The organism is Nocardia acididurans, from assembly GCF_016741815.1.
Lineage (GTDB): Bacteria > Actinomycetota > Actinomycetes > Mycobacteriales > Mycobacteriaceae > Nocardia > Nocardia acididurans.
Map to the genome: position 1 here is coordinate 81,635 of NZ_JAERRJ010000012.1, position 13,518 is coordinate 95,152.

The following is a 13,518-nucleotide window of genomic DNA, read 5'->3' on the forward strand; positions in this document are numbered from 1 at the left end:
CTTCGATGGTTGCGGCCGATGTGACGCCGATGACAATTGCTGTCCCACTGGCCGGGAGGTTGCTACTGGTGTGCGAGACGTCCGAAGGCCGCGCGGTAGAACAGCAGCGGATTCGCCTCGGAGTGCTCGTTCAGGCCGGTGACGCGGCCGATGACGATGGTGTGGTCGCCGCCGTCGACCTCGTCGTGGAGTTCGCAGTCGATCGAGGCCACGGCCCCCGCGAGCAGCGGCGAGCCATTGGCCGACGGCGTCCATTCGACGCCGGAGAACTTGTCCGCGCCGGGCCGTCCGAGCTGACGGCAGATCTCGGTCTGATGGTCGGCCAGAATGTTCACGCAGAACTTGCCGGCCGCGCGGATCCGCGGCCAGGTGCTCGAGGTCCGGGCGGGGAAGAAGCTCACCAGCGGCGGTTCGATGGACAGCGACGCGAAGGACTGGCACGCGAACCCGACGGGCTCGCCCCCGTCCAGTGCGGTGATCACCGTGACCCCCGAGGCGAAGCGCCCGAGCACGGTCTTGAATGCGGTCGCGTCGATCGCCGGGGCCTGCACCAGCACCGGTTCCACAGCGCCTCCTTATTTCGGTTCGAAATATAGCTGCCAGTCATGACAGCAGGTCAGCGCCAGGAAGCGTCAACACCGTGGTTCGGTCACCGAGACAGGAATCCGTACAGCGGGCGAAAATCTACGTAGTTCTCCCGATTTCCCCGTATGTGGTCCAGGGCACTGTGATGGGTAGCACAAGGTCCGAAACCGGCACATGCCTAATCGGAATACTCCTAGACTGGATATCTGCCAATGGAGGTACATATGTCCGTCACCCTGATGCCCCCGGCAGAAGCACGAAGCATCGCTCACAACCCCATGCGCGCCAACCAATCTCGTAACCCCAGCGCCGAAGTCCCGGTCTCGATGATCGAGCGCATGACGCTCATCCTGGACGCCTTCGACGCCTCCACCCCCACCCTCACGCTGCTCGGTCTGGTCGAGCGCACCGGGCTGCCGCGGTCCACCGTGCACCGGATCCTCGATCAGATGATCAAGCTGCGCTGGCTGGCGCACACCTCCGGCGGCTACCGCCTGGGCATGCGGGCCCTCGAATTGGGCGGACTCACCGCCGACCACAACGAGATTCGCGATGCCGTGAGCCCGCTGCTGCACGAGTTGAGCCAGCGCACCGGCATGGTCGGTCACCTGGCGGTGCTGGACGGCCGCGATGTGGTCTACCTGGACAAGGCCGGCGGTCGCTTCGCCGCGAGCCTGCCGACCCGCCTGGGCGGCCGGATGCCCGCGCACGCAACGGGTGTCGGCAAGGCGATGCTCGCCTGTCTGGAGCCCAATATCGCCGAGGCCGCGCTGCGCACCCGGCTGCCGCGCCTGACCCCGCGCACCATCTGCGAGCCCGAGGCGCTGAGCCGCGAACTCCAGCAGATCCGCCTGCGCCAGGGCGTGGCCATCGACCGCGAGGAGGCCGTGGCCGGAATCGCCTGTGTCGCAGCGCCGCTCCGTGGTCGCGGCACCGCTCCGGCTGCCCTGTCGCTGTCGGGTCGTGCCGACGGCATGAGCTTCGACCGGCTGGCCCGCGTCGTGCTCGAGGTGGCGCACGAGGCCGGCCGCACCCTGTTCCCGCGCCGCGCGCACTGGCGTTGAGCGGAGAGCACAGGTGCGGGGGCGATACAGTTCAAGCATGATCGATGCTCACGCCGATGAGCACGAGAGCATTCCGGAGCTGCCCACCACGGCGTGGGCGGTACTCGGAATGCTCTCGCACGCAGAGGAACTCTCCGGTTACGACCTGAAGAAATGGGCCGACTGGAGTCTGCAGTTCTTCTATTGGAGTCCGTCGTTCTCCCAGATCTACGCCGAACTCAAACGACTGGAGAAACACGGCTTCGCGACCTCGCGCACCGTGGTGTCCGAGGACGGCATGCGTGGAAAACGTATGTACGCCATCACCGAGTCCGGGCGCGAGGCCGCGTCCTACTGGGTGAACCATTCCCCGGTCGAAGCGCCGGTCCTGAAACACAGTGTGATGCTGCGGGCTTGGCTCGGCCACCTGGCCCAACCCGACCGCATGCGCGAAATCCTCACCCAGCACATCGATTACGCGGAAACCATGCGCCGCCGTGCGCAGGCCGACGCCGACGGCGCGGACGCGAACCCGGACTGGGCGTATCCGAGTGCCGTATTGCGCTGGTGCGTCAAGCATTACGAGGCGGAAAAGGAATTCGCCGAGGACTTGCTGACCGACCTGGACAAATTGGCGAGAAAGCGTAGCCGCCGAAAAGGTGCGGGAAAGCAGATTTCCGAAGATTCCCGCTGAACGGGCACGGTTATTCTCGGCGGCCCTCGGGCGTGACACGGTTCACACCATCGTGTTACCTACCCACCAGAAGGACGCCACATGTCCACCTCCGTCGAAACCGCGGTGCCGGAAGGCCCCGTAGACGACACCGGCCGCCTCGATGGTGCATCGAAACTGCGGATCTTCTCTGTGCTCGCGGTGATCGTGTTGTTCACCGAGGTCGCACCCATGCAGTACGTCATGGTGTCGGCGGCCCTGCGGCAGATCGCACCCAGCTTCCCCACGGTCGCGGGCGCGAATCTGAACTGGGCCATCATCGTCTTCGGCGTCGTAGGTGCCGCCACCTCGCCGCTCATCGGCAAGCTGAGCGACATCTGGGGCAAGAAGAAGATGTTCCTCACCTGCGGCGTGCTGTTCCTGATCGGCTGCGCCATCTGTGCGGTCACGAGCAGCTGGATGCTGTTCCTGGTCGGCCGCGGCCTGCAGGCGACAGCCATTGCCACCGCGGTGATTTCGTACGGTCTGATCCGGGATCTCATGCCGCGCAGGCTGGTTCCGGTGGGTCTGGGTATCGCCTCCACCGGTCTGGGCGTCTCCGCGATGGCGGGTCCGCTGATCGGCGGCTTCATCGTGGAGCACTACAGCTGGCGGGCCATCTTCTGGTTCCTGTTCATCTTCACCGTGGCCATGATTCCGCTGGTGGTCCTCGTGGTGCCCGAGTCGAAGCTGCGCACGCCGCAGCGACTGGATCTGGTGGGCGCGGCGCTGCTGGGCACCGGTCTGGTGCTGACGCTGATCTACCTCGACAACGGACAGCACTGGGGTTGGACCGAACCGTCCACGCTGGCCTATCTCATCGGCGGCCTGGCGCTGCTGGCGTTGTTCCCGATCGTGGAGAAGCGGGTCAAGCAGCCGATCATGGATATGAAGCTGCTGTTCACCCCGCGCGTCAGCGTGGTGCTGTTCATCGCGCTGCTGGCCTCGTTCATGATCGGCTACCAGTCCTACGCGGTCGGCTACATGACCCAGTCGCCGCCGGCCGCCGAGGTGGTCGAGCAGGTGAAGGCCGCCACCTGGGAACAGGTGAAAACCGGTGCGCTGCAACAGGCTCAGGCGCAGGCCGAGGCCCAGGCCAAGGCGCAGCTGCCGCCGGGCGTCGAGTTGCCGCCGGGTGCGGTGCAGGTGCCCGAGGAGATGGTGCTCTCGCAGTTGCCGCCGGATATGGTCAAGGTGGAACTGGATCCGGGGTACACCTACGGTTCCGGCTTCTCGCTGCTGAAGTTCGCGACGCACATCGCCTTGGCGCAGGCCCTCATCGGCATGGTGTTCGGTTTCCTCGGCGGTCTGTGGATTCGCCGCTCGGGTGCGCGGAATCCGCTGGTGTTCACCCTGTTGATCTTTGTCGGCACGGCCGTCGCGTACGCGGTCACCGGGCACGGCTGGGTGATGCTGGCCGGTATCAGCGCGGTGTTCGGCATCGCGTTCGGCCTCTACTACGCGGCCACACCCAACCTCATCGTGGAGGCCGTCCCCGCCGAACAGCAGGGCGTCAGCGCGGGCATGCTGGGCGTCATGCAGGCCATGGGCGTGGCTATCGGGCTCGCGGTGGCGACGGCGTTCCTGAATGCCAATCCGGTGAAGGCGGTGGTGTCGGTGACGGGCGCACCCCCTGTCACCCAGGAGATTAAATTGATCTACGCGGACAAGGGCTATGAGATCAGCTTCTGGTTCGTCGTCGGCTCCTCGGTGATCGCGCTCATCGGCGCGATCCTCATGAAGCACGGCCGGACCCCGGCCACCGGCGGCACCGCGCACTGAGCGCCCACAACCGAACAACAACCGAATACCCAACGGCCCGGACTCATCTCCGGGCCGTTGTGCGTCCGGTGAGCGGGACCCCACCTCGTTGTTCTTCGCCGCGCATATTTCGATTAGGAATATGGCCGACAACCCCGTGCGGCCGGAGGAGGTGGTCGACGATGACCGGTGAACTCGACACGATCGCGGCCGCGGTGGCCGAGATCGCGCGCGGCGGCATGGTGCTCGTGGTGGACGACGAGGACCGCGAGAACGAGGGCGATCTGATTCTGGCGGCCGAGAAGGCCACGGCTCAGAACATCGCGTTCCTGGTGCGGCACACCAGCGGCGTGCTCTGCGTGCCGATGACGGGCGAGGATCTCGACCGACTGCGGCTGCCGCCCATGACCGCCGTCAACGAGGACCCCAAGGGCACCGCCTACACCGTCTCCGTGGACGCGATCGACGGTGTGAGCACCGGCATTTCGGCCGCCGACCGCGCGCACACCATGCGCCTGCTGGCCGACCCGCGCACCACCCCCGGCGAACTGTCCCGCCCCGGCCACGTCTTCCCGCTGCGCGCGAATTCCCGTGGCGTACTGGGCCGTCCGGGTCACACCGAGGCCGCCGTCGACCTGATGCGCCTGGCCGGGCTGCGGCCCGCCGGTGTGATCGCCGAGGTCGTGAACGACGACGGCTCGATGGCGCGCCTGCCCGAACTGCTGGTGCTGGCGCAGGAGTGGGATATCCCCATCATCTCCATCGCCGACCTGATCGAGTACCGGAAGTCCTTGGAACAGGGCCTGACTCGCGTGGTGGAAACCCGGCTTCCCACCCGCTTCGGCGATTTCCGGGTGCTGGGTTACGCCGACGAACACTCCGGCGCGGAGCATCTGGCCCTGGTCTTCGGCAACCCCGTCGGCCGAAATGTGCTGGCGCGCATCCACTCCGAATGCCTGACCGGCGACGCGTTCGGCTCGCTGCGCTGCGACTGCGGCGAACAGCTCGACACCGCCCTGGCAGCCGTCGCCGCCGAAGGCAGCGGTGTCGTCGTCTATTTACGCGGCCAGGAGGGCCGCGGCATCGGCCTGCTGAACAAGTTGCGCGCCTACGAACTCCAGGACGACGGCGCCGACACCGTGGACGCCAATGTCAAACTCGGGCTGCCCATCGACGCCCGCGACTACCGTGCCGCCGCCGGAATGCTGGCCGACCTCGGCGTCGATTCCGTCCGGCTGCTCAGCAACAATCCCGCCAAGCAGTCCGGGCTGGAAACGCACGGCATCACCGTCGAATCGCGAATCCCGTTGCAGACCAACCCCACCGAGCACAACGTCCACTACCTGCGCACCAAGCGCGATCGCATGCGCCACGCGCTGACCGAGATCGACGCGGCGGTCGGCTCCTGATCCGGCTATGAGGCCGCGCGCCGCTTGCGCAGTTTCGCGGGCGCGGCCGGCCACCAGGCGGCGTCGATCAGCTCCCGTAGCTGATCGGGCGCTGGGAACCCGCCGCGGTGATCGCGTCGATGCGGGCGGCCAGGGCCCGGCCCGCGGCCTGCAGGGGTTCGGGTGAGCGCAGGGTGCGGCTGAGCACGAACGCGCCCTCGAGGGCGGCGAGGACCGCGTAGATCAGATCGCGGGCGTCGGCTTCGGCGAGGCCGCGGTTCACGAAATACGTTGTGCCCTGGTCGATCCAGGAGTTGATGACCTCGGCGGCGACCTCGCGCAGGACGGGCTCGCTGTCGGCGACCTCACCGGCCACGGTGCCGACCGGGCACATATTGATCCAGCCGCTCTGCTCGATGGTTTCCGCGGCGGCGTCGAAGGCCGCGGGGATGGCCGTGCGCAGATCGTCGTACGGGTCCATCAGCAACGGCAGCAGCTGGATGTAGGCCGCGCCCGAGGTGCGCAGGGCCGCCGCGGCGATCTGCGCCTTGCCGCCGGGAAAGTGGTGGTAGAGCGAACCCATGGGGGCGTTGGCGGCGGCGGTGATCTGTTTGACGGTGATGGCGCTGTAGCCCTGGGTGCGCATGAGTTCGGCGACGGCGGTGACGAGGCGGTCGCGGGTGGTGGTTGACAGCGGCTCGGACATGACATCAGACTAGAGCAAACGCGCTAGAGTAAATGCTCTACTGGAGGAAGTCATGCCGACAGTCGATGTTTCCGCAGGTCGAATCCACTATCTCGAGCGAGGCGAGGGTCCGCCCGTAGTGTTCCTGCACGGACTGCTGATGAACCACACGGTGTGGGACGAGGTTGTCGGCCTGCTGCCGGAGGGGTTCCGGTACGTGCTGCCGGATCTGCCGCTGGGCGCGCATCCCGAGCCGATGCGGGCGGGCGCGGATCTGAGCATGCGCGGGCTCAATCAGCTCATCGCGGAGTTCCTCGCGGCGCTCGACCTCACCGATGTCACGCTGGTGCACAACGATTGGGGCGGCGGCCTGTTCCTCACCGCCTACGGGCTCGATGAGCGCGTAGGCCGGTTGATCATCACGCCGTGTGAGGCGTTCGCGAACTTCCCGCCCGGATTGCCCGGCAAGACCTCGATGGCGGCCAGTTACCTGCCCGGCGGGGTGCTGCTGGCGCTGCGCGAACTGCGGGTGTCCTGGCTGCGGCGTTCACCGCTCATGTTCGGCTGGATGGCACGCAGGCCGATCACCGACGAGATGGTGCGCGGCTGGACCGAACCCGGCCTGCGGGACAAACGGATCCGGCGAGATCTGCTGGCGTACACGCGATCCGGCTTCCCCAAGGCCGAACTGATCGCGAATACCGAAGCCCTGCGCGACTTCCCGGGCGCGGCGCTGGTGCTGTGGTCCTCGGCGGGCAAGGTGATGCCGCGCGAGCACGGGCGCGCACTGGCCGAGCTGATCCCGAACGCCCGGCTGACCGAGATCGACGACGCCTACGTGCTGTCCATGCTCGACCAGCCCGCGGCGGTCGCGGCGGCCATCTCGGCGTTTCTGACCTCGACGACCGCGCAGCCCACGGCACGGTGATCCGGCGGCGGCGCGAAACGCGGCCGCTCCGCCTGCCACGCACAGTAGGGTCGATGGCGTATCGCTGTGGATACGCCAGACTCTGGAGGTGGCCGTGCCGAGCTTCATGAGCAGCCGGGTGGTGCCGGGTTATCTACGGGTGGTCCGGGCCAATCGGGCGTTCACCGATGCCGAGCGGGCACGGGCACATGTGCGGGAGCGCAGTATCCGCCCGCAACCGTACGGGCCGCCACGACGGCTGCGCCGGGATGTGGCCCTCGAGGTGAGCCGGGAGGCCGGGTTCCCGGTCTACACGCTGACGCCCCGGTCGGGGCGGGCGCGCGGCAGCGTCGTGTACGTGCACGGCGGCGGCTGGGTCAATGAAATCGCCCCGCAGCATTGGGCTTTGGCGGCCGAGATCGCCGCGCGGGCGGGCACCACGGTCACCGTGCCCATCTATCCGCTGATTCCGTTCGGCACCGCCGGGCAGGTGGTTCCGGCCATCGCGACACTGGTGTCGGAGAACATGTCTCGCTACGGCGGGGCCTGCCTCGCGGGTGATTCCGCGGGCGGGCAGATCGCGCTGTCGGCGGCGCTGCTGCTGCGCGACGAGCAGCAGGTGAAAATGCCTCGGACCGTGCTGATTTCGCCCGCGCTGGATCAGTCGCTGCGCAATCCGGAGATCGATGTGGTGCAGCCGAGCGATCCGTGGCTGGGCAAGGCCGGGGCGCGGGTGTTCATCGAGTTCTGGCGCGGGGAGCTGTCGGTGGACGATCCGCTGGTGAGCCCGCTGGCCGCCGATCTGCCCGGTCTGGGTCCGCTCAGCGTCTTCTGCGGCACCAGGGACATCGTGCATCCCGATACCAAGCTGCTGGTGGCGAAGGCGGGCGCGGCGGGCGTGGAGGTCGACTACCACGAGGGGCAGGATCTGGTACACGTCTTCCCGCTGACCCCGACACCGGAGGGCCGGGCCGCGCGGGCGGTCATCGTCGATCGGCTGCGGGCCGCGCTCGCGACCGTCTGATCGAGGTCAGGCCGGATGCTCCGCGAGCCACTTGCGGGCGCGGGTCGCCGAGGCCCGGCACAGCCAGGCGTCCTGCACGACCTCGGCGAGCTCCGAAACGCTCAGCTCCCCCAGCTGTGCGGCTCTGACCAGCACCGACAGATGCCCGTCGAAATGCGGCGTGGTGAAGAACGGCGAGTCCGGATCCTGGGTGAGCGCGAGTTTGTCGCCCTCGGACGGCACCCAGAAGATGATGACGTCGTCGTAGCGTTCCCCGGTGACGGGATCGGCGGCGTCCTTGCTCGGCGTGCGGAAGTAGATGAACGATTTCCGCCCGACCTGATAGATCGGATTGGCCATCGAGCCGTGTTCGACCGTCACGTGCGGCATTCCCAGGGCCAGCTCGTGCACGTCGGCGAGCCGGGCCCGGCGCGTTCTCGGCACGCTGCCGAGTGTAGGCCGCGGGCGCCCCGAGCCGGGACATTCGGACACGTCAACCAATGCGAGTTCGACATGAGAGTTCCGGACATATCGGACACAAGCGCGCTTGCTGCCCAGTTCGCCGCGCATATCGATGTCGGCTGCGGCACACCCGCTTACCACACGCGCGCGAGCTGGTTTTATGCCCGGTAACTGGCCCGGACAGTGGCTCATCCCCTAGGTTGGGAGCCATGGCGCGGCGTGTCACCGGAAACCTTCCTGCGGAGGTCACCAGTTTCGTCGGCCGCCGCGACGAACTGGCCACCGCGAAGCGACTGCTCCCCACCACCCGCGTCCTGACGCTGCTCGGCCCCGGCGGCATGGGCAAGACCCGGCTGTCCCGGCAGATCGGGCAGGTGGTGGCCCGCGCCTTCCCGGACGGCGTCTGGCTGGTCGAACTCGCCGATGTGCTGGACCCCAACCTGGTGACCCTCAGCGTCGCCGAAACCCTCAATCTGCGCGACGAATCCACCGCGCCGCTGCCCCGGCTCACCGAATTCCTGGCCGACAAGCGGCTGCTGCTGATCCTCGACAACTGTGAGCATCTCATCGAGGCGTGCGCGGCGCTGGTGGGCCGGATCATCGCCACCACACCGGATGTGCGGGTGCTGGCCACCAGCCGCGAGGTGCTCGGCATCCCGGGCGAGCAGGTGATGCCGGTGCCGCCGCTCACCGTGCCGGACGCGCACGTAGGCACGGAAAGCGATGCGCTGCAACTGCTTACCGAGCGCGCCACCGCCGCCAACCCGGCCTTCCAGACCACGCCCGCCAACCGCGCCGCACTGGCCGAGATCTGCCGCAGGCTCGAAGGTATGCCGCTCGCACTGGAATTGGCGGCGCTGCGGCTGCGCATGTTCACGCCGGAGCAGATTCTCGACCGGCTCGACGACACCATGGGCCTGCTCAGCGCGGGCCCGCGCACCGCGCCGCAGCGGCAGCAGACCATCGAGGGCGCGATCCGATGGAGCTACGACCTCTGCACTCCGGCCGAACAGCTGCTGTGGGAACAGCTTTCGGTGTTCGCCGGCGGTTTCGACATCGAGGCCGCGGAGACCATCTGCGAACTCGGCGGGGGCTCGCTCATCGACGCGCTCACCGGGCTGGTGGACAAGTCGGTGGTGATGCTGCGCTTCGACGGCGACACCGCCCGCTACTCCATGCTCGAACCCATCCGCCAGTTCGCCGCCGACCGGCTCACCGAACGTGGTGACGAATACGCCGTGCGCTCCCGGCACCGCGAGTACTACCGGCAGCTGGCCCTGCGCGGGCAGACCGCCTACTGGACCTCCGACGACGTCGCCTGGTTCCGCGATCTGAGCCGGGAACACGCGAATCTCCGTGCGGCCCTTCGCTCCGGGCTCGACGACGACCCGCTCGCCACCATGGAGACGGTGTCGGTGCTGCGGCCGTTCTGGGAGCACCACCGCTTCCTGTCCGAGGGTTATCGCTGGCTGTCCGACTCGCTGGACCGCAATCCCGAACCGACGCTGGCGCGGGCGCGGGCGCTGTCCTCGGCCGCCTCGCTGGCCGCGCTGCTCGGTGATCGCGAGCTGGCCGCCCAGCGCGTCACCGCCTGCCTCGAATTGATCGACGCCCTCGGCGAAACCGACATCATGCCGGAGGTGGCGCTCGACCGCGCCCTGCTGGCCTTCACCGAGGACGATCGCGCGAGCGCCCTGGAGCTGGCTCGCATCGGCATCGAGCTGGCCCGCGAGCACGGCCAGAACGCCATCGAAATGGACAGTCACGCATTCGCTTTCATGTGCGCGCATCTCATGGAGGCCCCGGACCGCACCCAGCTGGCCCAGGAGTTCCTGGCGCTCACCACCGCCAGCGGCTCGCATCTGCTGGGCGGGCTGGCGCTGTGGACCATGGGCCTGGACCATTGGCGGCTGGGCGATCTGGACGCCGCCACCGACTACCACTCCCACGCCATCGAGAAGCTGGCGCTGTTCGAGCGCTGCGTGTGGCTGTCCTCCGCGTTCGAGGGCCTGGCCTGGACGGTCTCCGCACGCGGTGATTTCGACCGTGCGGCGCGGCTGCTCGGGGCGGCGGAGTCCCTGCAGCGCAGCACCATTCGGCTGGCGCACACCATCACCGTCGCGGTCGGCGACAAGGAGCGCACCAAGGTCCGGGATGCGCTGGGCGAGGAAGCTTTCCGCACGGCCTTCGGCGCGGGGGCGAACCTGCCCCTCGAGGAGGCCATCGACTACGCGCTGGGCCGCAGCACCGCCCCGCCCGCCCCGGCCCCGGCTCCGGCGGCTCCGAAACCGCTTCCCCGCAAGGCATCCGGGGAACTCAGCGTGCTGACCCGGCGGGAGAAGGATGTCGCCCGGCTGGTGGCCGCCGGGCACAGCAACAAGCGCATCGCGGCCGATCTGGTCATCTCGGTCCGCACCGCCGAAACCCATGTCGAGCACATTCTCACCAAACTGGGTTTCACCTCGCGCACCCAGGTGGCGGCCTGGGCGCACGAGAACAACCTCTGATCAGCCGAAGCTGATGACGGTCCGGTTCGCCACCGAGACCCGGGCCGCCTCGTAGAACAGCAGCCAGGTCTCCCGCTCCCGGTACAGCGGATGCTCATCGTCCCCGTTCTCGGCGTCGACCCGGGCGATCTCCGCGTCGCTCAACTCGCCCTCCACCAGGGTGATCCCGAGATACGGTGCGACATAAACCAATTCGCGCAGCAGCGCCTGACTGGAACCCACCATGCAGCCGGGGATCTCCAACTCCGGCGCGGAGAACACCACATCCGCGAAATCCACGGGCACGTAATACCCCTCGCAATCCGAGTGACACAGCAGGTGCGATTCGAACATCTCCCCCACCTGCTCGAGCACCGAATCCTCCGACGCCCGTTCCCCTTCCGCCACCGGCGGCACCGCCCGGCCGGGATACTCCGTCGCCCAGGCATAGGCCCGGCGCAGGTGGTGCACGAAGCTGTAGGGCACGCTCCCCACCGTGGCCCGCCCGGTCACCCCACCGTTGACCTCGGGTTCGGTATGCGCGGCAATCCCTTCGGCCGCGAGCGCGACATTGATCGCCCGCAGATCGTTACGCAGCATCTCGAGATACTCCGGGTCGTCATCGTGTGCCACCGCGTACGCGAGCGAGTGCGTCCCTACAGCCAGTCCCATGGGGCCGAGGCTAACGGGACCGGACGACAACCCGCGGTCATGCCGGTCCGGGCCCCTTCAGGATCCGGCGGCGAGGCGACGCACGCGATCGTTGAGGTATCGCTGTTCGGGGACGCTGGTCGCGAGTTGCGCTGCCCTGCGGTAGCTTTCGACGGCGGCGGTCCGGTCGCCCAGCATTTCCAGCAGGTGTGCGCGGACCGCGTGGGTGCGGTGATGCCGGAGCATCGACGGATTGTCGAGCAGGGGCGCGATCAGGTCCAGGCCCTGCTGGGGGCCGCACGCCACACCAACCGCGACAGCGCGGTTGAGCGTCACGATGGGGCCGGGTGCTACTCGGTCGAGCATGCCGTAGAGGATGCTGATCTGGGGCCAGTCCGTGTCTTCCCAGGTGGGCGACTCGGCGTGCACCGCGGCGATCGCCGCCTGCAACTGGAACCGGCCGACGTGGCCGCGCGGCAGGACCCGCTCCAGAATGCCGACACCCTCCGCGATCAGGTCGCGGTCCCAGCGCGAGCGGTCCTGGTCGGCCAGCGGTATGAGCTCGCCGTTCTCGGTGCGGGTCGCCGCGCGGGCGTGCGTGAGCAGCATGAGGGCCAGCGCTCCCGCGACTTCGTCGTGATCGGGTATCGCGCAATGCAATTGGCGGGTGAGCCGGATGGCCTCCGCGGTCAGGTTCCCATCCACCAGTGCGCTACCGGTGGAGCGGGTGTGGCCCTGCGTGAACAGCAGATGGCACACGTCGAGAACGGCCGCGATGCGCGCGGGCAGCTCCGATCGGTTCGGGAACTCGAACGCCGCCCCCGCCGATCGCAGGGTGGCGCGGGCCCGGGTCAGACGCTGGGTCATGGTGCGCGGCGGAACCAGGTAGGCCGCGGCGATTTCGGCGGTGCCCACACCGCATACGGCGTGCAGGGTCAGGGCCACCTGTGAGGGGCGGCTCAAACTCGGGTGGCAGCAGAGCACGAGCATCCGCAGCATGTCGTCACCGTCGCCGCCGGTCGCCTGATCCGCCGCCGGTGCCGTGTGCGCGTCACCCGGCCGGGCGACGGCCACCGCCTCCTCCCGGCCCGCCCGTGCGCGGTCGGCGCGCACCCGATCGATCAGGCGGCGCGACGCCACGGTGACGAGCCAGCCCCGCGGATCCGCCGGAACGCCCTCGCGAACCCACTGCACCGTCGCCGCCTCCGCCGCTTCCTGGGCGGCATCCTCGCAGTCACCGAGGTCACCGTGCCTGCGCAGCAGGGCGGCCAGGACGTGCGGCGACTCCCGCCGCCACACCTCCTGCACCACCCGGTTGCTCACTGGTCGTCGCCGCCCGGCCACATCGCGGGCCGCAACTCGACCGTTTCGCCGGGCCCGGCGAACTGCGCGGCGATCTCCTCTGCGCGAGCGTGGTTTTCGACATCGATCAGAAAGAGCCCCGCCAAATGCTCCTTCGATTCCGAATACGGTCCATCGGTCACCAGCGGCTTGCCGTCGCCCCACCGATACAGCCGCGACGATTCCGGAGCCCCGAGCGCCTCCCCCGTCAGCAACTCACCCCGCTCCTGCATCTCCCCCAGCAACTTCTCGAAGTCCGAGTTCACCCGATCCCGATCCGCCTGCGACATCTCCCGATACTCCGGCAGAAAATCACTCGTCGGATGACCCCACGGTCGCGGATTGGAGTGAATCAGGATCACGTACTTCATCACGGCTCCTTCACGATCACGGATGCGCCCCACTGACCCATCCTCACCTGAAACGTCGGAGCCGCCACCCCGATGTCGACATCCCCCCGCCCTCGAATCCCCGAGACAGGTCCGCTCGGAACA

General features: G+C 68.2%; 13 protein-coding genes. 7 read left to right on the forward strand and 6 right to left on the reverse strand.

Going from position 1 to position 13,518, the window contains the following annotated elements:
- Window positions 1–62 precede the first annotated feature (62 nt).
- A complete protein-coding gene (locus tag JK358_RS29005) occupies window positions 63–566 on the reverse strand; it encodes a flavin reductase family protein (protein WP_307817790.1) in 504 nt (167 codons plus the stop codon).
- 243 nt (window positions 567–809) lie between these two features.
- Between JK358_RS29005 and JK358_RS29010 the strand changes: the two genes are divergently transcribed.
- The 4 genes from JK358_RS29010 (at window position 810) to JK358_RS29025 (ending at window position 5,510) form a co-directional block, all read left to right on the forward strand.
- Window positions 810–1,649: an IclR family transcriptional regulator gene (locus JK358_RS29010; RefSeq protein ID WP_307817791.1), complete on the forward strand. Its 840-nt coding sequence runs from the start codon at window positions 810–812 to the stop codon at window positions 1,647–1,649.
- A gap of 37 nt (window positions 1,650–1,686) precedes the next feature.
- Window positions 1,687–2,322: a PadR family transcriptional regulator gene (locus tag JK358_RS29015; protein ID WP_201953867.1), complete on the forward strand. Its 636-nt coding sequence runs from the start codon at window positions 1,687–1,689 to the stop codon at window positions 2,320–2,322.
- Window positions 2,323–2,403: 81 nt separating this feature from the next.
- Window positions 2,404–4,122, forward strand: coding sequence for an MFS transporter (locus JK358_RS29020; RefSeq protein WP_201953870.1), 1,719 nt, complete (start codon window positions 2,404–2,406; stop codon window positions 4,120–4,122).
- Window positions 4,123–4,283: 161 nt separating this feature from the next.
- Window positions 4,284–5,510: a bifunctional 3,4-dihydroxy-2-butanone-4-phosphate synthase/GTP cyclohydrolase II gene (locus tag JK358_RS29025; protein WP_201953873.1), complete on the forward strand. Its 1,227-nt coding sequence runs from the start codon at window positions 4,284–4,286 to the stop codon at window positions 5,508–5,510.
- 67 nt (window positions 5,511–5,577) lie between these two features.
- On the opposite strand, the gene JK358_RS29030 is transcribed toward JK358_RS29025, so the two are convergent.
- Window positions 5,578–6,195: a TetR/AcrR family transcriptional regulator gene (locus tag JK358_RS29030; RefSeq protein ID WP_201953875.1), complete on the reverse strand. Its 618-nt coding sequence runs from the start codon at window positions 6,193–6,195 to the stop codon at window positions 5,578–5,580.
- Between the two features lie 52 nt (window positions 6,196–6,247).
- Between JK358_RS29030 and JK358_RS29035 the strand changes: the two genes are divergently transcribed.
- On the forward strand, window positions 6,248–7,102 hold the full coding sequence (locus tag JK358_RS29035) for an alpha/beta fold hydrolase (RefSeq protein WP_201953878.1): 855 nt from the start codon (window positions 6,248–6,250) through the stop codon (window positions 7,100–7,102).
- A gap of 88 nt (window positions 7,103–7,190) precedes the next feature.
- The gene (locus tag JK358_RS29040) at window positions 7,191–8,105 is read left to right on the forward strand and encodes an alpha/beta hydrolase fold domain-containing protein (protein WP_307817792.1); all 915 of its coding nucleotides are present in this window, start codon (window positions 7,191–7,193) and stop codon (window positions 8,103–8,105) included.
- A gap of 6 nt (window positions 8,106–8,111) precedes the next feature.
- On the opposite strand, the gene JK358_RS29045 is transcribed toward JK358_RS29040, so the two are convergent.
- On the reverse strand, window positions 8,112–8,474 hold the full coding sequence (locus JK358_RS29045) for an MmcQ/YjbR family DNA-binding protein (protein WP_201954400.1): 363 nt from the start codon (window positions 8,472–8,474) through the stop codon (window positions 8,112–8,114).
- A 281-nt stretch (window positions 8,475–8,755) separates the two neighbouring features.
- On the opposite strand from JK358_RS29045, the gene JK358_RS29050 reads away from it, so the two are divergent.
- Window positions 8,756–11,053 (forward strand): LuxR C-terminal-related transcriptional regulator, encoded by a 2,298-nt coding sequence (locus JK358_RS29050; RefSeq protein WP_201953881.1) that lies wholly within the window; start codon window positions 8,756–8,758, stop codon window positions 11,051–11,053.
- Here JK358_RS29050 and JK358_RS29055 read toward each other — a convergent pair whose 3' ends face one another.
- Genes JK358_RS29055 through JK358_RS29065 form a run of 3 tightly spaced genes read right to left on the reverse strand, consistent with a single transcriptional unit; the run spans window position 11,054 to window position 13,395 of the window.
- On the reverse strand, window positions 11,054–11,704 hold the full coding sequence (locus JK358_RS29055) for a putative DNA-mimic protein (RefSeq protein ID WP_201953884.1): 651 nt from the start codon (window positions 11,702–11,704) through the stop codon (window positions 11,054–11,056).
- 57 nt (window positions 11,705–11,761) lie between these two features.
- Window positions 11,762–13,006, reverse strand: coding sequence for an RNA polymerase sigma factor (locus JK358_RS29060; RefSeq protein ID WP_201953887.1), 1,245 nt, complete (start codon window positions 13,004–13,006; stop codon window positions 11,762–11,764).
- On the reverse strand, window positions 13,003–13,395 hold the full coding sequence (locus tag JK358_RS29065; RefSeq protein WP_201953890.1) for a YciI family protein: 393 nt from the start codon (window positions 13,393–13,395) through the stop codon (window positions 13,003–13,005). The genes JK358_RS29060 and JK358_RS29065 overlap by 4 nt, the downstream gene beginning before the upstream one ends.
- Window positions 13,396–13,518: the final 123 nt, after the last annotated feature.

Coding starts and splice junctions, on each gene's coding strand:
- JK358_RS29015 (WP_201953867.1), top strand. CDS start 1,687: ATGATCGATGCTCACGCCGATGAGCACGAGAGCATTCCGGAGCTGCCC.
- JK358_RS29030 (WP_201953875.1), bottom strand. CDS start 6,195: ATGTCCGAGCCGCTGTCAACCACCACCCGCGACCGCCTCGTCACCGCC.
- JK358_RS29020 (WP_201953870.1), top strand. CDS start 2,404: ATGTCCACCTCCGTCGAAACCGCGGTGCCGGAAGGCCCCGTAGACGAC.
- JK358_RS29045 (WP_201954400.1), bottom strand. CDS start 8,474: ATGCCGCACGTGACGGTCGAACACGGCTCGATGGCCAATCCGATCTAT.
- JK358_RS29055 (WP_201953884.1), bottom strand. CDS start 11,704: ATGGGACTGGCTGTAGGGACGCACTCGCTCGCGTACGCGGTGGCACAC.
- JK358_RS29065 (WP_201953890.1), bottom strand. CDS start 13,395: ATGAAGTACGTGATCCTGATTCACTCCAATCCGCGACCGTGGGGTCAT.
- JK358_RS29025 (WP_201953873.1), top strand. CDS start 4,284: ATGACCGGTGAACTCGACACGATCGCGGCCGCGGTGGCCGAGATCGCG.
- JK358_RS29050 (WP_201953881.1), top strand. CDS start 8,756: ATGGCGCGGCGTGTCACCGGAAACCTTCCTGCGGAGGTCACCAGTTTC.
- JK358_RS29035 (WP_201953878.1), top strand. CDS start 6,248: ATGCCGACAGTCGATGTTTCCGCAGGTCGAATCCACTATCTCGAGCGA.
- JK358_RS29010 (WP_307817791.1), top strand. CDS start 810: ATGTCCGTCACCCTGATGCCCCCGGCAGAAGCACGAAGCATCGCTCAC.